The sequence below is a fragment of the Candidatus Enterococcus avicola genome (genome assembly GCF_047470845.1).
Taxonomy (GTDB): Bacteria; Bacillota; Bacilli; order Lactobacillales; family Enterococcaceae; genus Enterococcus_D; species Enterococcus_D casseliflavus.
On the sequence record NZ_JBLGTY010000009.1, the window covers coordinates 73,344 to 94,625 of the forward strand.

Here is a 21,282-nt window from a genome sequence, read left to right on the forward strand (position 1 = left end):
ATTTTTTTCACTTTCTTCTTCTCTGTTTCAAGAATAAGCAAAAAGCAAATTTGCAACAATTCAGCCTCCTTCAACCACCTTGCTTTCTTAGCTCCTTTCTGAACCTGCCTTGTTGATCGCCGTCGATTCCTGAAAAATCTAAAACTATTTGGGACGAAAACGCACTCGGTTCCAAAGATACACACAAAAAATGAAGCATAAGTAAATTATGGGGAGACTTATGATAGTGCGGTAAATTGACTTCATAGTCGGTGTGATCCCTATCCATTTTACCGAAGACAGCGAGCCTACGGTACCATTCTCATTGATCACAACTGGTACTTGCCTATGCACCTCTTCGTAGAATGGTTCGCCATTTAGATAATCATTGATCAAGACCATCTCTGCTTGGTCAAATACATCCGCGGATTCTCTCATTACTTTTTGGGCTTTTTCGATCAATTCATTGGGACTATTTTCATCGAGTTCTACCCATATATACGGAAACATCGGCAGAGGATCGATTACTCTGATTCCATCGATTTGCCTTACGGCATCGTCCGCCCGTTGATAGAACAATGATCGTCCTAAATCAGTGGACGGAAAGTACTTGTGCAGCAAATAATTCTCCTCACTAAGAGTAAACTTAAACCTGAGCAGATTCGTTTGATATTTGCGCAAAAATAGTCCAGGGACCCACCCTGTCTGAACCATATCTGAAGTAATTGTCATGGGCCGAGCTGCATGCTTTTCGTCTCTAGGATCAAGTGAAACAGTCGCGGGATCAATTTCTTCCAAAGCTCCCCTTTTGATCAACCCAGAAGAAAATTGTCTGATTTCAAAGAGGATCTGATGAAATTCCTCAAAGGAAAAGGGTGCTACTTCAATTGTTACTCGATCATTTTGATCAGGTCCAGCTAAAAATTGAGCTTCACGTGTGATGAGACTATCCAACAATTGTTCAGTCAATGTGGGAAACTGCTCATCGCGAGCAGCACGGTCGATTTCAAGGTGTATGCGATTGTTCACAAAACCCTTTTTTACGCCGTCTGCCTCATAAGTAGTGATATCCTCCAAAAACAGTGCAGGTAGGCCTGGAGATTCTTTCATATAAAATGGTTCTTCAAATGAATAGGTCGCCATTGCTCCTGTGCTGTCAATGGCTACAAGTTCAAATCGATGCGCTTCAGATTCAGTTGGAAGAAAGAAACGTGCGTCAGCTATTTTTCGACCGGGTTCGATCATTACTGATGAAGTGATACTTCGAAAAAGATAACGATCGAATTCCCCATCGACCTTCACGAACACTTCATCAATAAAACTGCCTGTAGTAGGGGTTATTGCGTAGATTATCTCAAAAAAGGGCACATTTAATTCTGCACCAGGCTCTTCACTGAGTAGTTCGATGATCGGTTTATCTTCCATGTTTATGATCGTTTGCCCGTCTCTTTCTGTATTACTATTCGTTTCAGCATGACTGATTTTGGGTGTAAACAGCAAGATGATCACTAATACCACGACTTTATTGCGCAATCGTTTCTTTTTTATTTCCATTTTTCCTCCTATTTAGCGTTTGTGTCTGAGTAAAAACCATGTTACGACCAAACTTGGAACTGGTATTACCATTATTATATAAAGAAATAGTGTCATTCCGGAGGAAATCTCCAACGGCTCAGTAGAAGCTGCAGCCTCATTTGATCGTGCATAGACCAACGGATCATTTAAGGTCTCGTTCGTGTCCACATCAAATGTCTCACTTGTCTCTCCTGCATGTCCGACATTCTCAATTATATCTAAACTGCCCCCGTCGAAGACCTCAGGATAATTCGTCACCAGGCTCATAATCATGGCGATCAGCTCTTCAGCGGTACTTTTTTTGACACCTATGAGAATGTGCCATGACCAATCCGCTTCTTGCAAAATTGTCCCGCCAATCGATTCGACTGCTTCATGGATCTTCGCTTCTGATACTCGGAATCGGTCTATTTCTGTTTCTCCAGCGATTCCCATGTATAAGCGATTGTTCACAAATGTTCTTTCATCCTCCCAAAAGAATTCAGTACTAATTTCATCAGGAGTTGGTGACGGCAGAGCGGGTGGATCTACCACAGTAATCGGATGTTCTAATTTGAATCGCCCACTGGCGCCGCTGCTGTCAACCGCTACAAGCTCAAGATACATCGCTTCTGATTGATGATAGGGCAAAACAACGATTCCACTGCCGAATTCGAATTCCTCCACTGTTTCGTGATTGTTTTCATCTTTCAAATAAAGATGACTATGGTATGCCCCATTGATCTCAACGTGAACATCAACTATCTCACTTCCACTTGACGGAACGGCCGTATAGGTGAGATAAATAGACGGATTTGTCACTTCACTCTTGAGAAAATCAGTATGTATCACAACGTTTGCTTCATCACCTGTTGCAATTTCATTCAATTCTGTTGCGTAAACGTCTCGTGAAAATAGCTTTAGCAGTAGTATTACCAAAAGAATGGTTTTTTTCTTTTTTCCACTCATAACGCCGCATTTCTTTCGTCGGTTCGTGTGACTAACCCTCAACCTTTTCATCGTGTTTTTCCATCTCCTTATTCCTCTTTCTTCAAGTAGTCGTTCTTCCCTGTTCTCTTTTCTTGAGCCATTCTCCTTGGCTCTTATTGTTTAGTTTCCTTTTCTTTAACTATACACAGGAACCAGCCTTGCAACAACGAAAACCAGTATTTTTATTCATATATATTCAATTTTATACAACAAAGTGACGTTTATTATTTGTTTGAACCAGTTTCTCTCTGACGATTGGCTCATCGATAGAAAGTATTTTCCTGTTGAATCGGTGACTTGCGTTTCTCATTCCTCTCCCTTGTGGTTCTCTAACCATGCTCCAGACAAAAAAACACGCTCGAAAATCGAAAAGATTCTCGAACGTGCTATTTTTGATTGATTGTCGATCAATTAATCGATTGATTTGAAAGTATTCACGACATTCTCAACACTGAAGCCGAATTCCGCTAAGACTTTGTCACCAGGTGCCGATGCACCGAAATGATCGATCGCGATCACTTTTCCATGGCAACCGGTGTAACGTTCCCAACCAAATGGGGAAGCTGCTTCGATCGCTACCCGTTTCTTCACTGCTTTTGGCAAGACGCTTTCTTTGTATTCTGAGCTTTGTGCTTCAAACAAATCAAAGCTTGGTAAGGAGACCACCGATACATCGATGCCTTCTTCTGCCAATTTAGCTTGTGCTTGGACCGCAAGATTCACTTCAGAACCTGTGGCGATCAAAATCCCCGCTGGTGTTTCACCAGCTTGTTTTGAAATCACGTAACCACCTTTTGCGACATTTTCATCCGCACCGGTTTGCGTGCCTTCGATCACTGGTAGATTTTGTCGGCTTAAGACTAAGACTGTTGGTTTATCCGTTGTCGTCATGGCCAATTTCCAGGCAGCACGGGTTTCATTGCCGTCTGCTGGACGAATCACTTGGACATTTGGCATGCAACGGACGCTGGCTAATTGCTCGATTGGCTCATGTGTCGGTCCATCTTCTCCAACCGCCACGGAGTCATGCGTCAAGACATAGATCACAGGTGCATGCTGGATCGCAGACAAGCGCACCGCTGGACGCAAGTAATCAACGAAGACGAAGAAGGTTCCGCCATAGATTCGCGTACCGCCATGCAATTGGATGCCGTTCATCGCTGCCGCCATCGCAAATTCTCGGACGCCAAACCAAATGTTGCGGCCTTCGTATTGGCCAGGTTCAAAGTCTTTTTCTGCTGCCACCATCGTGTTGTTGGATCCAGAAAGGTCAGCCGATCCACCCCAGAGACTAGGGACGGCTTTGGATAAGGCTTGGATCATCTCTTTGCTGGATACTCGACTAGCTTGTGAGCTGCCAACTTCGTAGCTTGGTAATGCTGCATCCCAATCTGCTGGCAATTCACCTGCAAAAGCTTGTTTGAATTGCGCCGCAAGTTCTGGGTAGGCTGCTTCATAGGCACGGAAGGTTTCGTTCCAAGCTGCTTCAGCTTTTTGCCCTTCATCGATCATGGTTTCTTTGAAGCGCGCGGCAACTTCTTCAGGCACGGTAAATTCTGGGTATTCCCAACCATAAATCGCTTTAGCTGCAGAAATGCCTTCGGCACCGATCGGCGCACCATGAACGGCAGAGGTGCCTTGATTTGGCGCACCGTATCCGATCACAGTCTTGATTTCGATCAAGGTTGGTTTGTCGCTTTCAGCTTTTGCTTCGTCGATCGCTTTCGAGATCGCTTCTAAATCATTGCCGTCTTCAACGAGAATGTGTTGCCAGCCATATGCTTCAAAACGCGCACCGACATTTTCTGTAAAGGCTTTTGAAGTTGGGCCATCTAGGGAGATGTCATTTGAATCGTACAAGACGATCAGTTTGTCTAATTTCATGTGACCAGCCATGGATGCCGCTTCTTGCGAAACACCTTCCATCAAGTCGCCATCGCCGCATAAAGCGTAGGTATAGTGATCAATGACTTGATACTTGTCGCGATTGTAGGTTGCTGCCAAGTGGGCTTCGGCCATCGCCATACCGACTGCCATGGCGATCCCTTGTCCTAAAGGTCCAGTGGTTGCTTCCACGCCGTCTGTGTGATCGACTTCTGGATGCCCTGGCGTGCGGCTATCCCATTGACGGAAGTTTTTTAGATCCTCAATGGTCACATCGTAGCCAGACACGTGCAACAAGCTGTACAATAACGCCGAACCGTGTCCAGCAGACAAAACAAAACGGTCACGATCCACCCAGTTGCGAGAAGTCGTTGGATTGACTTTCAAGTGTTTCGTCCACAAGGCATAGGCCATGGGTGCTGCCCCCATCGGTAATCCTGGATGTCCTGAATTGGCTTTTTGTACGGCTTCGATACTTAATGTACGAAGGGTGTTCACTCCTAATTGATCGATTTTATCAAACAATGGTAGTTCCTCCTAATTTAGGTTTTTTTACCTTTATTACATCTTTCATTATACGTGATTCAGAAGCTTATTTCAATAGCAATGAAAAGGAATTCACAATTATCTGCCGTGGAGACCTTTTTTCTTTTGAATCTCTTTTAACTTCTCTGGTGTTACATCAGCACCTTCAGGGTCAACGATTTTCATTCCTTCGATATGGTGTCGCATCCCTCCACGAAAGGCGGTTAAATACTCTTCACGCAGAACTTTTTGTTCGTGGGTCTCAGCCTCAGTCAATCCTTCTGTTTTTTTCTTGTTGGCAAGTTCATTGATTCGTGCTAATTTTTCTTGAGATAGCATAGTTGTTCCTCCTTTTCCCTCTTGATTTTACTACAAACTAGCGAGCAAAAACAATAGCACAAAAAGCGAACATTTGTTTGAATAATCGATATAGCTATGGTACACTAAGGTTATCAAATGAAAGAAGGTGTCAGTTTTGGCAAAACGAACAGAAAATCGACAAATCGAAATTCTTAAGTTCATTCACACACGTGTCACTGAAAAAGGCTATCCGCCGACTGTTCGCGAAATTGGCGAAGCCGTTCAGTTATCTTCTACCTCAACTGTTCATGGCCATTTGTCCCGACTTGAAAAGAAAGGGCTGATCTTACGAGATCCTACAAAACCCAGAGCCATTGAATTAACTGCTTCCGGTCTTGAAAAAATCGATGTTCAACCAGCATCCATTCCGATGCTTGGTGTCGTAACTGCTGGAGAACCGATTTTAGCTGTGGAAGATGCATCCGCTTTCTTTCCGATTCCGCCAGATTTAGCGAATAGCACAGGAAGTTTATTCATGTTGACGATCCGAGGAGAAAGTATGATCAATGCTGGCATTCTCGACGGTGATCAAGTAATCGTTCGTAAACAACAAAGTGCTCAAAATGGCGATATCGTGATTGCTATGACAGATGAAGACGAAGCTACGTGCAAACGATTCTATAAAGAAAAGAATTACATTCGTTTACAACCAGAAAATGATTATTTAGACCCAATCATTTTGCCTGACGTAACGATTTTAGGATTGGTTGTTGGATTGTATCGCCATCTGCTTTGATGCTCAACGAGCTGACTAGGAAATCTTCGTTTTTACGAAGATTTTTTTCTTTCCTCTTTACAAAGCGAACAAACATTCGTATAATAAGTATACAAACATAAGTTCGTATTATTTAAGGAGTGAATGAGATGAAAGCAGTTCGTCGATTTGGTTTTATGTTGTGGGTATTATTGATGGGAATTGTTATTGGCTATTTTGGCGTTTTAAGTGCTGTTCTGATTTTTTGCCCTCTAATGATGCTTTGGTTCATGCTTTGGGATGAAAAGAAATTCCGCCAAGCAGAGCGCAAACGTAACCGCCATTATTATCACGATCATGATTTTTATCGTTATGAACCATGATCCTTCCCCTACATACGCCCATAAGGCAGCAGAAACAAAAAAGGACTCCAGCGAGTCCTTTTTTGTTTCTGCTTTTTTAGTATTCCATTAACGTCTTGATTTCGACACCTTGGATCTTGTCTCTTCCATGTAGATCCATCAGTTCGATCAAGAAGGCACAGCCAACAACGATACCACCTAGTTTTTCTACGAGTTCGATCGTTGCTTTGATCGTTCCACCAGTTGCTAGTAGATCATCACAGATCAAGACACGTTGACCTGGTTTGATGGCATCGGCGTGCAGCGTCAAGACATCCACACCGTACTCTTTTTCATATTCTGCTTCAATCGTTTCCCGTGGCAATTTGCCTTTTTTACGTACTGGGGCAAAGCCGACACCTAATTGATAGGCAACTGGACAACCAACGATAAAGCCGCGGGCTTCAGGACCTACCACCATATCGATGCCTTTTTCTTGTGCATACTCAACGATTTGTTGTGTCGCATACCGATACGCTTCTCCATCTGCCATCAATGGCGAGATGTCCCGAAAAATAATTCCCTCTTGGGGATAATCAGGAATACTAGCAATATACTCTTTTAAATCCATTTTCTTTCCTCCTAGACTGTCAACCACTGACGAAGGGTTGATAAATCACTCATTAATAAAAATTCTTCTGTTTTGATCAGTTTTTGTCGTTGCTGATACAAATGACTCTCCGTCAATGGACGGGAAACAGGATCAGCAGTTTTATTCAAAACACCATCTTGTATTGTAACAAATTCCAGCTCAGAAAACACCTGAATCATGAAAATAAGTAATTTTTGTGGAATTTTTAGATAGTCAGCGACCATCTTTAGTTTGTAACGAATGTCCAAACGAGGCTGCTGTTTGATCAGTTGAAAGAGACGACTGTATTGCTCTCTTGTCCCTACCCCATCTAAATAAGCATCTTCTGTCGAGTAGAAAACAAAAGCAACTCTTGACGCCTGGAGCGCTTGAACGATCTCTTTGATCACTGCAGGGTCAGCAGGACAATCTAAAAATGCAATCTCTTGGAACTGACCAGCACGAAAAGTATCTTCCAAGGCTGTAACTGAGTCAAATATGGTGGTTTGCCCACAAAAGCCTTGCAATTCCCGAGGAAGTTTCTGCTTGAAAAGAACGCCTAGTGTTTGACTGCCCAGAGAGACACCTTGACGGCTTCTTTTCGAACGATAATCAAATAGCTGAATCCCTTCCACTGCAAAATCATCCAACATGAGCTGCGGTTTTTTGTTGCCATTCCATTCATTGATGGAAAGCTGACCAACGATCGATAAGCGGTCGTTTTCAAACGCTACTAAATCTTTTCCAAAACCAAACCCAATGACATCCAGCTGCGTGTTAGACTCATCGCTCATCACTAACTTCAAATGCTGATTTTCTGAACCAGTCTGGCGAGCATTTTGAGTCATCAGATTAGAAAATAAAAATTTCGGTAAGGGGTTGTCCGTTCCAAAAGGCGCTAAGACTTTTAATGATTCAATAAAACTGATCGAAACTTCTGTTAACGGTAGCTCCTCATCGATCGCTAAGGGGATGCCCTGACTGAGGTCAATGGCATTTTCTTCAACGTAACGATTCATTTGGGCTTGCAGCATATCTAAATGATCGATGGGGATACTTAATCCAACTGCTGCATGATGTCCGCCAAAGCTAGTAAACATGTCTTTCATCGTCGACAGCATTTCAAACAGATTCAACGCAGCAATGCTTCTTCCCGACCCTTTGGCTAAGCCATTTTCTTTTTTGGTCAAAACGATCACTGGTTGTCCTGTACTTTGCATGATTCGTCCTGCCACGATCCCTAAAACACCTTCGTGCCAATGATCTCCCACCACCAAATGAACATGATTCGCAGGATCGATTTTTTCTTGTGCTTCTTTCATGATTTCTTCAACAAAGGTTTTTCGCTGCTGATTGATCGTATCCAAGGTTTTGGCTAAGCTGACTGCCTCTTCTTCATCGAAGGTAGTCAACAAGCGAACAGCCGGATTGGGGTCCTCCAAACGACCGATCGCATTTAACCGTGGTCCAACGGCGAAGCCAATATCTGTTTCGTTGACTGTTTGTTTTTTTAAACCGCTGACTGACAGCAACTCATTCAGTCCGATGCGATCCGATTGCTGAATCATTTTCAACCCGTTGCTGACTAATAGCCGATTCTCATCGGTTAAAGAAACCATATCAGCGATCGTCCCAATCGCAACAAGATCAAGCAATTCCACTGGCACTTCTTCTAACAAAGCGCAAGCCACTTTAAATGCAACGCCGACTCCAGCCAAATCACCAAAAGGATAGTTTCCTTGAGGGTGACGGGGATGGACAATAGCAAACGCCTCCGGTAGTTCTGCAGGTAGTTCATGGTGATCTGTGACGATCACGTCAACTCCTTGTCCTTGAGCATAAGCAATCGCCTCATGACCAGACACCCCATTGTCGACGGTGATGATCAATTGCGTCCCTGCTGCAATTTTATCTTGATAGACAGTTAGATTGGGACCATATCCATCTGTAAAACGATTAGGCAAATAATACTCAGCTTCCGCCCCTAGCAATTCCAACGTTTCCTTTAACACGGTAGTGCTCGTAATCCCATCCGCATCGTAATCACCATAAATCAAGATTCGTTCGCCATTTAAAATCGCTTCATGGATTCGTTCCACGGCTTTAGCCATATCATGAAATAAAAACGGATCATGAAGATATTGCAGGTCCGTTGATAAAAAAGCATCGAGCGCCTCTGCTGTTCGAATATTTCGCTGCCATAGCAACGCGCCGATCCGCTCAGGGATCTTTCTTTCTTGGATCAGCTCTTTAAATACTGGGGTCGTTTCGCTTTCTTGCGGACGCACCCAATGAAAATTTGCACGTTTCACCAAATCACTCCTAACTAGGATATTATAGCAAAGTTTATACAAAAAAGAAAAACAACGAGAGAAACAGCACTCGTTTTACAACACAAAAAAAGAGCTTGCAGCAAACCTTGCACTAGCAAACTCTTTTTTTGTGAAACGTCGTTCTTTTAGGCTTGCGATTCAAAAGACTTCATTTCCTCATCGATCGTTGGCGGCGTGGATGCGCCCGCAGCACGTGAGGAAAGCTGGGCTTCTTGATCATCGAGCTGCTGCTGTCTTGCCGCTAACTCCGCCTGCTTGTTCGTGTATTCCCGTTCCAAAGCTTCTCGTTGTTCTTGGAGAACCTTCTCGTTATTCGAACGATAATCTGAGAGCTCTTTTCTCAATTGCTTTAGTTCTTTTTTTTGGCGGAACATTGCGCTTGTGGAAACCAGCAGCAAAATCAATGCGCCTAACAAAGCAGAACCAATAATGACTAAGATCAGTGGCGATTGAATCGTTGTGAAGCCAAAGTTGATCGGGACAGTCATATTGTTTGCAACGGCAAATAAAACGATCACTAAAATCAGTAAAATACCAACGATAACACGCCATTGATTTTTCATGGGCTTCAACTCCTATTTTTTGTTGAACATCGTTCCCGCCATATAATCGCCGATTGAAGGAAACAGGGTATATAGTTTCGCAGCAGCGCCTAAAATATGTGGGCGATTGATTTCTCGTTTTGGATGGATCATCGCTTTGACGATCGTTTGCGCTAATTTGTTCGGTTCGAGCACTAGGCTGCCCACCGACGATAAGTAACTACCGCTTGGGTCTGCTTGGTCAAAGAATGCCGTTTCGATCGGTCCAGGATTGACCGTTGTTACGTTGATCCCTAATGGTTTTAGTTCTAAACGTAATGCGTTAGAAAAACCGAGCACAGCAAATTTTGTTGCAGAGTAGACGGCCGTTTTTGGCGTAGCGATCTTACCTGCGATGGAAGCAACATTTATGATATGACCATGCTTTTGTTCAGCCATTTGGATCGCTACTTGCTGGGTCAAAACCATCATGCCAAGCACATTGACTTCGAACATACTTCGGATGACCGCCGGGTCCATCTCTGTAAATTCTTGAAAGATCCCGTAGCCAGCATTATTGACGAAGACATCGATCTTACCAACTTTTTCATTGATTTTTTCTAGTAAGCGCTCCACACTTTCAGGATTTGCTACATCCAATTGAAACGCATACGCTTCTTTGCCGCTTAATTCCATACATTGTTCTTTGACTTTTCCAATCAGATTCGTTCTTCGGGCACAAGTCACGACGATCGCACCACGTTTTGCGGCTTCATAACAGATTTGTTCGCCAAGTCCAGCAGAGCCACCTGTTACAACGACAACTTTATTCTCTAAATTCATCTGTTTCTTCCTCTCCGGCAAAAGGGATCTCGACAATATCAAAATCTTTGACGATCAACGTATTCGGAAATACTTCTTTTGCTTCATTTACTAAATTTGTAATATCTTTGCCAACGTAACGCGCACTGATATGGGTCAACAGCAAACGCTTCGCTTGAGCTTCTTGTGCCACTTCGGCAGCTTGCCGCGTCGTCGAGTGAAAATAAGCGCGAGCCAACTTGGCTTCTTCTTTGTTAAAGGTACTTTCATGCACCAATACATCCGCATCTTCTGCTAGCAGTACGGCGTTTTGACATTTACGCGTATCACCTAATATCGCCACGATCCGACCTTTTTTCGCTTGGCCCAAGAAATCAGCCCCATTGATTTGACGTCCATCGTCAAGGGTAACTACTTCACCTTTTTTCAAACGACCGAAGAGCGGCCCAGGTTTCAACCCAAGTTCCAGTAAAGCCTGCACTTGCAATTCCCCTTGATGGCTTGCTTCAACAATCCGATAACCAAAACTGTCAATGCCATGATCAAGGCGCAGACACGATACTTCAAATTGCTGATCTTTAAAAAGAATCCCTTCTTCTTCAATCTCGAAAAAATGTAAGGGGTAGCTGACTTTGGTCTGAGAAATCCGCAAAACGGTTTGAACGTATGCTTTGATCCCCTTGGGTCCATAAATCTCTAGAGGCGTGTCGCCTCCTTGAAAGGAGCGGCTGCTGATCAATCCTGGCAACCCATAGATATGGTCACCATGAAGATGAGTGATAAAGATTTTTTCAATCTTTCGTGGACGAATCGTAGAATGCAAAATCTGCATTTGCGTCCCTTCGCCACAATCAAAAAGCCAAACGGCATTCCGTTCATCTAAAAGTCGTAACGCAATGCTGGTCACGTTTCGATGTTTCGCAGGCACACCCGCGCCTGTTCCTAAAAATTCTAATTCCATAAGCTTCTTTCCTTTCATCTCTTTCCAATTTTAGCGGAAAAGAAATCAAGTTGCAATTGAAGCTTGTGGATTTTATTTCTCAGATTGGCGATCTTCTGCGTCGTTATGAGAGTTTTTCCAGTCTTCTTGAACGCGTGCTTTGGTGGATTCTTCGACTTTCTTAGCCGTTTCAATCTCTGCTTCCACTTCATCGTAGTCAAAGCGCGTGATGTCACCGCCTAATTCATTCATGATCAATTGATTCAAAGGACGATTGTCTTCTTCATCTGCGATCAATAATAACCCCGTATCACCAACACCAATTTGGTTTCCGACATGTTCAAAAAGCATTTGCGCATTTTGGATCTCTTTTGCATCACGAGTAGCACCGATCATACTGCCACCAAACCAGCCCAGCATGATTCCTAAAGGTCCGCCTAGCACACCAACGAGCATCCCGATCAATCCACCCGTTGATGTCTTATTGTTCCCAGTAAAATCGAGAAAGTCCTCGACTTTAAATTGATGCACGCCTTCATTGGTGTGGGTAAGAACTGCCATTTGTTCCCCTTTGATCTTCCGTTCCATATGCATCCGTTTCACTTCCGAAAAGGCTTGGTACGCTTTGGCACTGGCATCAAAATTCATTACAATGACACGTTTTGACATAAAAATCGCTCCCTTTGGTTTATTTGTTCTCTTCTTTATTTTAACAGTAAATCATTTAAATGAAAAAAGAAACCAAAAAGACTACCAATCATTGATTTCTTAGTGAAAATCAATGATCGGTAGTCAAATGCACTGCAGCTAAAAAGGTATTTTTTAGGCAAATGATGTTCTTTTAAACGATTATTCGACAAACTCGAACTCGAAGTTGCCGATCCGAACGATATCGCCGTCTTTGGCACCGCGCGCCCGTAATGCTTCATCGACACCTAAACCACGCAGCTGACGAGCAAAACGCATCACGGTCTCATCATGATCAAAATTCGTCATCTGGAATAGTTTTTCGATTTTTTCACCGCTCAAGATCCAAGTTGCATCAGGATCACGATCAATTGAGAACTCTGGTTCATCCGATTGGAAGCCATAATGAACAACATCTTCTTCCATTTCTTCATCGTATAAGAGGAACTCAGGGGTGACTTCCAATAGATCCGCTGTCGCATTCAACAAGGCATCGATTCCCTTACGAGTGACACCTGAGATTGGGAAAATCATTGGTTCATCCGCGAACTCATCCGTTTTTTCTTTTGCCAGCTGCTCTTTGAAAAGGGCTAGGTTTTCTTCAGCATCCGGCATATCCATCTTATTGGCAACGATGATTTGTGGTCGCTCTAGTAAGCGCAAGTTATGGGTCGACAATTCATTGTTGATGGACAAATAGTCCTCGTATGGATCGCGTCCTTCCATGCCACTCATATCGATCACATGTAAAATGACGCGGGTCCGTTCGATATGGCGTAAAAACTGAGTCCCTAAACCAACCCCTTGTGAGGCTCCTTCGATCAGACCAGGCAGATCAGCGACCGCAAAACTACGGCCATCAGTAGTTGTTACCATACCTAAATTTGGTACCAGCGTGGTAAAATGATACGCACCAATTTTTGGTCGAGCAGAGGAAATCACAGAGAGTAATGTAGACTTCCCAACTGAAGGGAAACCAACTAGACCAACATCTGCTAAAACTTTTAATTCGAGCTCGATTTTTCTTTCTTGACCAGGTTCTCCATTCTCAGCTAATTCTGGGGCTGGGTTTTTCGGAGAGGCAAACCGAATGTTGCCACGGCCGCCACGGCCACCTTTAGCAATCACTAATGTTTGGCCTTGCTCAATCAAATCACCTAATAAGGCACCTGTTTCAGCGTCACGAACGGTCGTTCCCTGTGGAACTTTGATGTATGTATCATCTGAGCCACGACCGTGCATTCCTTTACTCATGCCGTTTTCCCCGGGTTGCGCTTTAAAATGACGATTAAAACGGAAATCCATTAATGTACGCAGACCCTCGTCTACGACTAAAATGACATCACCACCACGTCCACCGTCACCACCTGCGGGTCCGCCGTCTGGGACATATTTCTCTCGGCGAAAAGCAACCATTCCGTCGCCGCCTTTTCCTGCTTTGACATCGATTGTCACTTGATCTAAAAACATGGACATTATTTGTCCTCCATTCTTTTTTTACTACCTTCTATACTTTTTGATTATCAGTTATCTCACCTTAAGTGGTTACTATTTCTCTAATAAGAAAGTCTATTTTATTGTAACGACCCAAACGCCTTTTGTCTATCTTTTCTCATGGGTTTCCGTAAGAAATCGCGAATTCTTAAGGGTTATTCTTAGACAGTCACTTGAAATCGTAGCAAACTTTTAAGTGTACCAGACACAATCAAAGGAGGAAACAAGAAATGACAGTAAAAGTTGGAATCAATGGTTTTGGACGAATTGGACGTTTGGCTTTTCGTAGGATCAAAGAAGTTTCTGCCGATATTGAAGTTGTGGCAATCAATGATTTAACGAGTCCAGTCATGTTAGCACACTTATTGCAATTTGACTCGACCCACGGCACGTACCCTGGAACTGTTACTGCAACGGATAATGCTATCGTTGTCGATGGCAAAGAGACCCGAGTGTACGCTGAACCAGACGCAAGCAAAATCCCTTGGGCAAAAGAAAATGGCGTCGATATCGTTTTAGAATGCACGGGTTTTTACACTTCCGCAGAAAAAGCACAAGCCCATCTTGATGCGGGTGTCAAACGAGTCGTTATCTCCGCACCAGCTGGTAATATGAAAACGATCGTTTACAATGTTAACTCCGACACGTTAACACCAGAGGATACTATCATATCCGCAGGTTCTTGTACGACCAACTGCTTAGCTCCGATGGCCTACTTCTTAAATGAGGAATTCGGGATCGAAGTTGGTACGATGACAACGGTACATGCCTATACTTCTACACAAATGCTATTGGATGGTCCGGTAAAAGGCGGAAACTTAAGAGCCGCTCGGTCCGCTGCAGACAACACGATCCCTCACTCGACGGGTGCTGCTAAAGCAATCGGTCTAGTTATCCCAGAATTAAATGGCAAATTACAAGGACACGCCCAACGGGTTCCTGTCGTCGATGGTTCTTTAACAGAATTAGTCTCAATTTTGAAAACCAAAGTAACCGCCGATGAAGTCAATGAAGCGATCAGAAAACACACCGTCGATAATCCGTCATTCGGTTACGATGACCGTGAGATCGTCTCTGGAGATGTGATTGGTACCACTCAAGGTTCTATCTTTGATCCGACACAAACAGAAGTAACCACGGCTGGCGATTTCCAACTGGTGAAAACCGTCGCTTGGTATGATAATGAATATGGCTTTACTTGCCAAATGATTCGTTTGCTAGAAGAATTTGCTCGTTTATAAGCCAATGGTCAAGCAAAAAGTGCCGGTTCTTTTTTTGAACCGGCACTTTTTTATTCACTTGCTGGGTGATCGTATTTGTCCAAAAAAGCTGCAATTTTTTCTTTGTAAAGCGCTGGATCTGTTTTGTAGCTTTTCGCATGCTCGGCACCTGAAACAACCCACTTTTCTTTTGGTGCATCGGTCGCGTTATACAAAATATCCAGCATCGAATAAGGAACAAACGTATCCGCATCGCCATGGATAAAAAAGATTGGACGCGTATTCTTTTGCAGTTGTTTGACTGCATCTGCTTCACCAAAGAAATACCCCGCTCGGATTTTTGTGACAAGGCTAGTGACATTCATCAATGGAAAGGCAGGTAGACCAAACAATTGATCGAGTTGATAACCCAATTCTTCATTGACGTTGGTATACCCACAATCTTCAATGATAGAAGTGACATTTTTCGGCAAGTCTTCCCCACTGGTCATCATTACCGTGGCAGCCCCCATACTGATGCCATACAAAGTGATCGTTTCTTCAGGACCATTTTTTGCGAGTACTTCATCGATCCATTGCAGATAATCCTTACGTTCGTGCCACCCAAAACCAATATAATCTCCTTCGCTTTGACCATGCCCTCGAGCGTCTGGAACCAAGACATTATAGCCTAAATCATGATACATCTTAGCATAGTCCGCCATCGTTTCTGCATTCCCCATGTAGCCATGCGCGATGATCGCCGTTTTTCCTCGATTCTTCTCCTTTGCTTGTAGATAAATGGCGGATAATTTTAAATCATCTTCAGAAGTCAGCTGCCACATCTCACGATTTGCTGGATCTGTAAACCAATTTTGCGATTCATTTCCTGTCTGATTTTCATCCGTACCAGGGGTATCTCCTTCCAAAAAATCTTTTTCTGAAGGAACCACCGCATAATCGTAAAAATAGTTTCCTGCATACCCTAATCCTGCAATTGCTAATACAGCCACTCCGATGGCAATCTTCCAGCGCAATTTCACACGTGTCACGTCCTCTTGTTATATAGTTTACATAATATTATTATGGTTTCATCGTTCTTCATGGAAAGAACCCACTACATAAATTACCGTTTTTTGCTCGTGTTTGTCAATTGCAAGCGCCCAAAAAGAAAACCATTGCCAACACGCTTTGTTGGCAATGGTTGATTTCTCGTGATAATTAGTTATTTTCGACCAATTTAAAACTTGACCAAGGTTTCAAAAATTCTAATAAGAATAGTTCCTCATCAGCGATCTTACCAACGACATTGACGCGACCATCATTTTTCATTGCTTTCAAGGCGATTTGCGTCTCACCTTTGTATTGACCATAGCCAGCATTATCGATCAAGACATCCCCTCTTACCATATCACGGGTATCATGAGGGGGAAATTCCTTGTCTTTATAATAGATCCGCGTCATTGTTGAACGCAAGATGTACTCTGAGTGATCTCCTCGATAGCTGTGCAGATTATCGAAGAGACAAATTCGTTCATCTTCAGTGATTCCGTCAACGACATCGACTCTTAATGTCGGATAATCAGCATGAAACGCTTCAGCCATTGCTGCCAATTCTGCTTCTGAAGCATAGGCATTTCCAATAGAGATATCATCGATCAAACCAGTCAACACTAAATGTTTGACTTGTGTAGCTAGTGGCAGATCACGATGGTCTTCCAAAGAGCATAAACCATCTTGTGTTGGCCATGGACCGAAATCAGCTTCGTGAGAATTCACGAAAGCCATCGTATTTAAATTGTATTTGCGGAATTTTTCCGAACAAAAAACAAAATGGTCATAGCCTAACCCTGAATAGCGATGAGGATAGAAGTTATGCGAACCGAGTAAATTTTCAGTATTAGGTGAATAACTCATGATGTTATCCACGTAGCTCGTGCCGCTGCTCATATTGATTTCGATTTTGATCCCGTAAGGATTACGGGTCATTTTGGCTTCTTCTGAACCAGTGAAACCAATATCTAACCGAACACCGTAAGCCCCCATCTCATCAAAGAAGGATAAATCATCATAAGAAATACCTAACTGTTCGAATAAACCAGGATTGATGTCTACCATGACTTCCATTCCTAACTGATTGGCATAATCTACGACTTGTTTAAAGTCTGCCAAGACTTTTTCTTTGTCATCGTTGATTTGCAGCAAACTGGTAAATACCCGTTTAAAGCCGTATTTGTGTGCCAAGTCTAGATACGCTTTGTCCTTTTCAAACGTTGAGCGCTCTGGATAAATCGATATCCCTAATTTTCCCATCAAAAAAACCTCCTGTAAATTCTATCCGTTTATTATAATGAATCCTCTTTCATTATAGCAAACATCTAAAAAGTGGTCTACACCTTTCCGTCTGTTTCTTTCTCATTCCACAAAATCTGCGCTTTCTTCTATGTCTCTTTTTTGTTATGATTATCATTAAGAAAACTGGAAGGAATGAAAGAATGAAAAAAATCCTATTCACACTGACAGCAGCTGCTAGCCTTTTATTATTAGCTGCTTGTACAGGTTCAAGTACCACCGATCCCTCATCAAGCAATTCGGCAGAAAGCACGTCAACCTCAGAATCTGTTGACTTGAATGCCCTGGAATTGCCGCAATTATCAACGGATGTGCAAGAGAATGAAGCTTTAGTTGAAATGGTAACGGAAGAAGGCTCGATCAAAATCAAACTTTTCCCAGAGATCGCGCCCAAAGCAGTCGAAAACTTTTTGACCCATGCCAAAGATGGGTATTATGACGGCTTGACTTTCCATCGTGTCGTAGAAGAGTTTATGATCCAAGGGGGCGACCCTAATGGTGATGGCACTGGCGGAGAAAGCATTTGGGGCGAAGGATTCGGCGAAGAATACTCGAACCAGCTTTATCACTTGCGAGGCGCATTAGCAATGGCAAAATCAAGTGCGCCAAACAGCCAAGGCAGTCAATTCTACATCGTTCAAAATGATCAAGATGTATCCGACGGTCTAGCGATCCAACACTATCCTGAAAAAATCATCGAAGCCTACAAAAATGGTGGAACACCACGATTGGACGGCAGCTATACTGTATTTGGTCAAGTGATCGAAGGCATGGATGTCGTAGATAAAATTGCGCAAGCAGAAACCCAAGACTCTGGCAATGGTGAGAATTCTCAACCGGTTGAGCCAGTGAAGATCGAAACGATCAAGGTCTTGCAAGAAGCCAAAGAATAAATAAAAAACCGCTGAAGTCTCCGTTAATCGGGAATTTCAGCGGTTTTCTTTTATTTTTGGTCGCCAACGATAAAGGTGAATTCGCATTCCGCAGCTTTTTTTCCGTCCACTGTAGCGACCGCATCAGCAGTTCCTACAGAGCCTTTGATTTTGGTGATCTCGAAAACAAGTTTGATGGTATCTCCCGGAACAACTTTTTGACGGAATTTGGCTTTGTTGATGCCGCCGATATACGCCGTTCTACCTTGGAATTCCTCGGATTTCAAGATCAGGATCGATCCTGCTTGTGCCAATGTTTCTAAAATCAAAGCACCTGGCATTACTGGATTTCCTGGGAAATGTCCTTGGAAAAAGTCTTCGTTGATGGTGACATTTTTCGTTGCGATAATCTTTTTGCCAGACTCGATTTCATCGACGTAATCAATATATATAATTGGGTAGCGATTTGGAATCAAATCCATGACTTCTGTTTCAGTCAATAGTTTTTTCATGGTTTCCCTTCCTTGCTTAAGAATTTATTATAGTTTGATTATCAAAGTATCATAGTTCAGCGAAATTCGCAACTAAATATTTATTAAGAAAAAAATAGTTTGACAATCAAACAATTATGCTTAATAATTAGAAATCAAGATAGTTTGATTTACTATTTGTCATTATACGTATTTTATTATTGTTGAATTTATTAAGGAGTGGAATTATGAGTTTTTTAACTGGTAAAAAAGTTGTCGTCATGGGCGTTGCTAACAAACGCAGTATCGCTTGGGGCTGTGCACAAGCATTAAAAGCACAAGGAGCCGAAGTGATCTACACGTATCAAAACGACCGCATGAAAAAGCCTTTAGAGCGCTTATTGGAATCTGATGAATTTGTAGTGGAATGTGACGTCGCCAATGACGAAAGCATTGCTTCCGCCTTTGAAACGATCAAAGAATATGCAGGTGAGATCCACGGTGTTGTCCATGCCGTTGCTTATGCCAATAAAGAAGATCTATCTGGCGATATTTTGAATATTTCTCGTGACGGTTATGCTTTGGCGCAAGACATCAGCAGTTATTCATTGATTGCCGTCACCAAATATGCCAAACCAATCTTAGCTGAAAATGCTGGAATCGTTACCCTTTCCTACTTAGGTGCCGAACGGGCAGTACCGAACTACAATATGATGGGGATTGCAAAAGCCGCTTTAGAATCAAGCGTTCGCTATTTAGCTGCCGAACTTTCACCGCAAAAAATCCGCGTCAATGCGATTTCAGCTGGTGCCATCAAGACGCTGGCAGTAACTGGTGTAAAAGACTATCAAAAACTGATCCAATTGTCAGAGGATCGAACACCTGATCATATTGGTGTGACGATTGAAGAAGTGGGCAATACTTGTGCCTTCTTGATCAGTCCATTATCAAGCGGGATTATCGGCGAAGTGATTTTTGTTGATAAAGGCGTTCATTTATCTTAATCAATGATTGTCATAGAAAAGTCTGCTATTTGCCTCTCCGTTGGCTGAGCAGGCTTTTTCTGAAAAAAACAGGTATTTCAGAAAACCTCCTTTGCATTTCTATTTTATCTTCGTTAAAATAGATGCAGTAAGACTTGGAGGGATTTTATGAAACAACTGCTACTTGCAGCTAGCACGACCGATTCAAGTGGTTCCAGCATTACCGAACCAGCAGCTGCTCAGCTCAATGCATTACAAAAATGGTGGGCATCGATCGACTGGGAATCGATCATTGGCCTACTGATCCAAAAAGCACTGATGCTGCTTTTTTTGTGTATCTTATTCGGAATTTTATTAAAAATAAGCAACATGATCATTGACCGGATCTATCGGTCCTATGAAAAAAAAGCCACCTTCAATGTGAGTCGAATCAACACGATCCATACCCTGATCCGCAATACGGTTCATTACACATTAGGCTTCTTTTTTGTCTATGCACTCCTTTCAACCATCGGCGTACCTGTAGGCTCGCTACTAGCCGGTGCCGGAGTCGTCGGTGTCGCCCTCGGTCTCGGTGCCCAAGGCTTTATGAATGACTTGATTACTGGATTCTTTATTATTACCGAACAACAAATCAACGTTGGTGATTACGTCCGCTTGACCAATCTGACGCTTGAAGGTACAGTGACGGCCGTCGGTATTCGGACTGTTCAATTAAAATCCGTTGATGGAACCGTTCATTATATCCCAAATCGTAACATCACAACCATCAGTAATACATCCAGAGCCAATATGCAAGTCGTGGTAGACGTACGTATCTTACCATCTGAAGGCTTAGATGAAATACGTGCCATCATTGAAGAAGTCAATGAACAGATTGCTCAGCAGCACGAAGAAGAGATTCAAACGGCCCCTACGGTCTTCGGTCTGGTGGATCTAGGGAACAACAACTTTGCAATTCGCACGACCATGTATGTGACCAACGGTACGCAATGGAAAATCAAAGAGGAATTTTTGGCCGCATCGATCGATGCTTTAACTGCCAAAGGCTATACGATCCCCAATGCGCCGATCGTCGGTATTTAAAAAAAGGTTATCCCGAAACTGGGATAACCTTTTTTCTATACCACATGCAGTTCATCTGTCATCTTTGGGGCATCTTCTTTCGAAATCAGCAAATAGCGTCTTTCGATTTCATGCGCCAAATGATTGACGGATTTTAAAATCTCTTTGCGGGTGATAATCCCAACAAAGACATTGTCATCATCAACGATCGGCAAGAATGCTTGATCCACTAACAGATGCAGCATACTTTCCAACTCATCGTTTTCTTTGATGCAATTCACATTGACTTCCATGACATCTGCCACAGTCAGCCCTTCAATATTTTCCATACTGAAGCCAGTGAGATCCATCATTCGTTCTACGATGTTTGAGAGGCTGATTAAGCCGACTAAATGGTCCTCACTATCTAGTACTGGGATCTTTGAATAGCCCACTTTTGATAAAACAAGCAATGCGTGACTCAAAGGGTGGTTATAAAATACCGATGCCACATTCTCTGCCGGCACCAAGAAATTTTCTTGATTCTCGAGTAATATTTTTTCTACGGTCTGTCCTATCAATCTAATTGCCTCCATTTCACAGCTAC

21 protein-coding genes are annotated in these 21,282 nt (G+C 42.9%); 6 read left to right on the forward strand and 15 right to left on the reverse strand.

Going from position 1 to position 21,282, the window contains the following annotated elements; all coding sequences use genetic code 11:
- Nucleotides 1-144: 144 nt before the first annotated feature.
- From ACI3E5_RS09520 to ACI3E5_RS09535, 4 genes are all read right to left on the reverse strand, one after another.
- Nucleotides 145-1,533 carry a hypothetical protein gene (locus tag ACI3E5_RS09520; protein ID WP_498821577.1) on the reverse strand — a complete coding sequence of 463 codons (1,389 nt, stop codon included), beginning with the start codon at nt 1,531-1,533 and terminating at the stop codon, nt 145-147.
- 12 nt (nt 1,534-1,545) lie between these two features.
- Nucleotides 1,546-2,553, reverse strand: a complete 1,008-nt coding sequence (locus ACI3E5_RS09525; protein WP_325845160.1) for a hypothetical protein — start codon at nt 2,551-2,553, stop codon at nt 1,546-1,548.
- Between the two features lie 381 nt (nt 2,554-2,934).
- On the reverse strand, nt 2,935-4,932 hold the full coding sequence (tkt, locus tag ACI3E5_RS09530; RefSeq protein WP_060791961.1) for a transketolase: 1,998 nt from the start codon (nt 4,930-4,932) through the stop codon (nt 2,935-2,937).
- Nucleotides 4,933-5,031: 99 nt separating this feature from the next.
- A complete protein-coding gene (locus ACI3E5_RS09535; RefSeq protein ID WP_005226164.1) occupies nt 5,032-5,271 on the reverse strand; it encodes a DUF896 family protein in 240 nt (79 codons plus the stop codon).
- 136 nt (nt 5,272-5,407) lie between these two features.
- Here ACI3E5_RS09535 and lexA point away from each other — a divergent pair, with 136 nt between their 5' ends.
- Nucleotides 5,408-6,028 carry a transcriptional repressor LexA gene (gene lexA, locus ACI3E5_RS09540; RefSeq protein WP_325845159.1) on the forward strand — a complete coding sequence of 207 codons (621 nt, stop codon included), beginning with the start codon at nt 5,408-5,410 and terminating at the stop codon, nt 6,026-6,028.
- A gap of 128 nt (nt 6,029-6,156) precedes the next feature.
- Complete coding sequence (locus ACI3E5_RS09545) at nt 6,157-6,369, forward strand: hypothetical protein (RefSeq protein ID WP_005236082.1); 213 nt, start codon at nt 6,157-6,159, stop codon at nt 6,367-6,369.
- 76 nt (nt 6,370-6,445) lie between these two features.
- Here ACI3E5_RS09545 and ACI3E5_RS09550 read toward each other — a convergent pair whose 3' ends face one another.
- The 7 genes from ACI3E5_RS09550 to obgE form a co-directional block, all read right to left on the reverse strand.
- A complete protein-coding gene (locus ACI3E5_RS09550; RefSeq protein ID WP_005226167.1) occupies nt 6,446-6,958 on the reverse strand; it encodes an adenine phosphoribosyltransferase in 513 nt (170 codons plus the stop codon).
- Nucleotides 6,959-6,969: 11 nt separating this feature from the next.
- Nucleotides 6,970-9,270: a single-stranded-DNA-specific exonuclease RecJ gene (recJ, locus tag ACI3E5_RS09555; protein ID WP_498821581.1), complete on the reverse strand. Its 2,301-nt coding sequence runs from the start codon at nt 9,268-9,270 to the stop codon at nt 6,970-6,972.
- Between the two features lie 146 nt (nt 9,271-9,416).
- Complete coding sequence (locus ACI3E5_RS09560) at nt 9,417-9,854, reverse strand: lipopolysaccharide assembly protein LapA domain-containing protein (RefSeq protein ID WP_005226169.1); 438 nt, start codon at nt 9,852-9,854, stop codon at nt 9,417-9,419.
- 12 nt (nt 9,855-9,866) lie between these two features.
- Nucleotides 9,867-10,655: an SDR family NAD(P)-dependent oxidoreductase gene (locus tag ACI3E5_RS09565; RefSeq protein WP_325845156.1), complete on the reverse strand. Its 789-nt coding sequence runs from the start codon at nt 10,653-10,655 to the stop codon at nt 9,867-9,869.
- On the reverse strand, nt 10,639-11,595 hold the full coding sequence (gene rnz / locus ACI3E5_RS09570) for a ribonuclease Z (RefSeq protein ID WP_034857404.1): 957 nt from the start codon (nt 11,593-11,595) through the stop codon (nt 10,639-10,641). Before rnz ends, ACI3E5_RS09565 begins: the two co-directional genes overlap by 17 nt.
- 72 nt (nt 11,596-11,667) lie before the next feature.
- Nucleotides 11,668-12,243 (reverse strand): DUF456 domain-containing protein, encoded by a 576-nt coding sequence (locus ACI3E5_RS09575; protein ID WP_010748409.1) that lies wholly within the window; start codon nt 12,241-12,243, stop codon nt 11,668-11,670.
- Between the two features lie 180 nt (nt 12,244-12,423).
- Nucleotides 12,424-13,737, reverse strand: a complete 1,314-nt coding sequence (gene obgE, locus ACI3E5_RS09580; protein WP_005226173.1) for a GTPase ObgE — start codon at nt 13,735-13,737, stop codon at nt 12,424-12,426.
- Between the two features lie 248 nt (nt 13,738-13,985).
- On the opposite strand from obgE, the gene gap reads away from it, so the two are divergent.
- Nucleotides 13,986-14,996 carry a type I glyceraldehyde-3-phosphate dehydrogenase gene (gene gap, locus ACI3E5_RS09585; protein ID WP_005226174.1) on the forward strand — a complete coding sequence of 337 codons (1,011 nt, stop codon included), beginning with the start codon at nt 13,986-13,988 and terminating at the stop codon, nt 14,994-14,996.
- 50 nt (nt 14,997-15,046) lie between these two features.
- Here the strand turns inward: gap and ACI3E5_RS09590 are convergent, their stop codons facing one another.
- Both ACI3E5_RS09590 and ACI3E5_RS09595 read right to left on the reverse strand, forming a co-directional pair.
- The gene (locus ACI3E5_RS09590) at nt 15,047-15,997 is read right to left on the reverse strand and encodes an alpha/beta hydrolase (protein WP_325845155.1); all 951 of its coding nucleotides are present in this window, start codon (nt 15,995-15,997) and stop codon (nt 15,047-15,049) included.
- Between the two features lie 178 nt (nt 15,998-16,175).
- Complete coding sequence (locus ACI3E5_RS09595) at nt 16,176-17,267, reverse strand: DUF871 domain-containing protein (RefSeq protein ID WP_498821585.1); 1,092 nt, start codon at nt 17,265-17,267, stop codon at nt 16,176-16,178.
- 182 nt (nt 17,268-17,449) lie between these two features.
- On the opposite strand from ACI3E5_RS09595, the gene ACI3E5_RS09600 reads away from it, so the two are divergent.
- Nucleotides 17,450-18,199, forward strand: a complete 750-nt coding sequence (locus tag ACI3E5_RS09600; protein WP_010748413.1) for a peptidylprolyl isomerase — start codon at nt 17,450-17,452, stop codon at nt 18,197-18,199.
- Between the two features lie 50 nt (nt 18,200-18,249).
- Here the strand turns inward: ACI3E5_RS09600 and fabZ are convergent, their stop codons facing one another.
- Nucleotides 18,250-18,690 carry a 3-hydroxyacyl-ACP dehydratase FabZ gene (gene fabZ, locus ACI3E5_RS09605; protein WP_325845153.1) on the reverse strand — a complete coding sequence of 147 codons (441 nt, stop codon included), beginning with the start codon at nt 18,688-18,690 and terminating at the stop codon, nt 18,250-18,252.
- Nucleotides 18,691-18,896: 206 nt separating this feature from the next.
- Between fabZ and fabI the strand changes: the two genes are divergently transcribed.
- Nucleotides 18,897-19,652 carry an enoyl-ACP reductase FabI gene (fabI, locus tag ACI3E5_RS09610; protein WP_005226179.1) on the forward strand — a complete coding sequence of 252 codons (756 nt, stop codon included), beginning with the start codon at nt 18,897-18,899 and terminating at the stop codon, nt 19,650-19,652.
- Nucleotides 19,653-19,799: 147 nt separating this feature from the next.
- On the forward strand, nt 19,800-20,717 hold the full coding sequence (locus tag ACI3E5_RS09615) for a mechanosensitive ion channel family protein (RefSeq protein ID WP_015509767.1): 918 nt from the start codon (nt 19,800-19,802) through the stop codon (nt 20,715-20,717).
- A gap of 35 nt (nt 20,718-20,752) precedes the next feature.
- On the opposite strand, the gene cbpB is transcribed toward ACI3E5_RS09615, so the two are convergent.
- Complete coding sequence (gene cbpB / locus ACI3E5_RS09620) at nt 20,753-21,256, reverse strand: cyclic-di-AMP-binding protein CbpB (RefSeq protein WP_005226181.1); 504 nt, start codon at nt 21,254-21,256, stop codon at nt 20,753-20,755.
- Nucleotides 21,257-21,282: the final 26 nt, after the last annotated feature.

Coding starts and splice junctions, on each gene's coding strand:
- ACI3E5_RS09535 (WP_005226164.1), bottom strand. CDS start 5,271: ATGCTATCTCAAGAAAAATTAGCACGAATCAATGAACTTGCCAACAAG.
- fabI (WP_005226179.1), top strand. CDS start 18,897: ATGAGTTTTTTAACTGGTAAAAAAGTTGTCGTCATGGGCGTTGCTAAC.
- ACI3E5_RS09565 (WP_325845156.1), bottom strand. CDS start 10,655: ATGAATTTAGAGAATAAAGTTGTCGTTGTAACAGGTGGCTCTGCTGGA.
- gap (WP_005226174.1), top strand. CDS start 13,986: ATGACAGTAAAAGTTGGAATCAATGGTTTTGGACGAATTGGACGTTTG.
- ACI3E5_RS09600 (WP_010748413.1), top strand. CDS start 17,450: ATGAAAAAAATCCTATTCACACTGACAGCAGCTGCTAGCCTTTTATTA.
- obgE (WP_005226173.1), bottom strand. CDS start 13,737: ATGTCCATGTTTTTAGATCAAGTGACAATCGATGTCAAAGCAGGAAAA.
- rnz (WP_034857404.1), bottom strand. CDS start 11,595: ATGGAATTAGAATTTTTAGGAACAGGCGCGGGTGTGCCTGCGAAACAT.
- ACI3E5_RS09545 (WP_005236082.1), top strand. CDS start 6,157: ATGAAAGCAGTTCGTCGATTTGGTTTTATGTTGTGGGTATTATTGATG.
- ACI3E5_RS09595 (WP_498821585.1), bottom strand. CDS start 17,267: ATGGGAAAATTAGGGATATCGATTTATCCAGAGCGCTCAACGTTTGAA.
- ACI3E5_RS09520 (WP_498821577.1), bottom strand. CDS start 1,533: ATGGAAATAAAAAAGAAACGATTGCGCAATAAAGTCGTGGTATTAGTG.
- ACI3E5_RS09525 (WP_325845160.1), bottom strand. CDS start 2,553: ATGAAAAGGTTGAGGGTTAGTCACACGAACCGACGAAAGAAATGCGGC.
- ACI3E5_RS09615 (WP_015509767.1), top strand. CDS start 19,800: ATGAAACAACTGCTACTTGCAGCTAGCACGACCGATTCAAGTGGTTCC.
- ACI3E5_RS09550 (WP_005226167.1), bottom strand. CDS start 6,958: ATGGATTTAAAAGAGTATATTGCTAGTATTCCTGATTATCCCCAAGAG.
- fabZ (WP_325845153.1), bottom strand. CDS start 18,690: ATGAAAAAACTATTGACTGAAACAGAAGTCATGGATTTGATTCCAAAT.
- ACI3E5_RS09560 (WP_005226169.1), bottom strand. CDS start 9,854: ATGAAAAATCAATGGCGTGTTATCGTTGGTATTTTACTGATTTTAGTG.
- ACI3E5_RS09575 (WP_010748409.1), bottom strand. CDS start 12,243: ATGTCAAAACGTGTCATTGTAATGAATTTTGATGCCAGTGCCAAAGCG.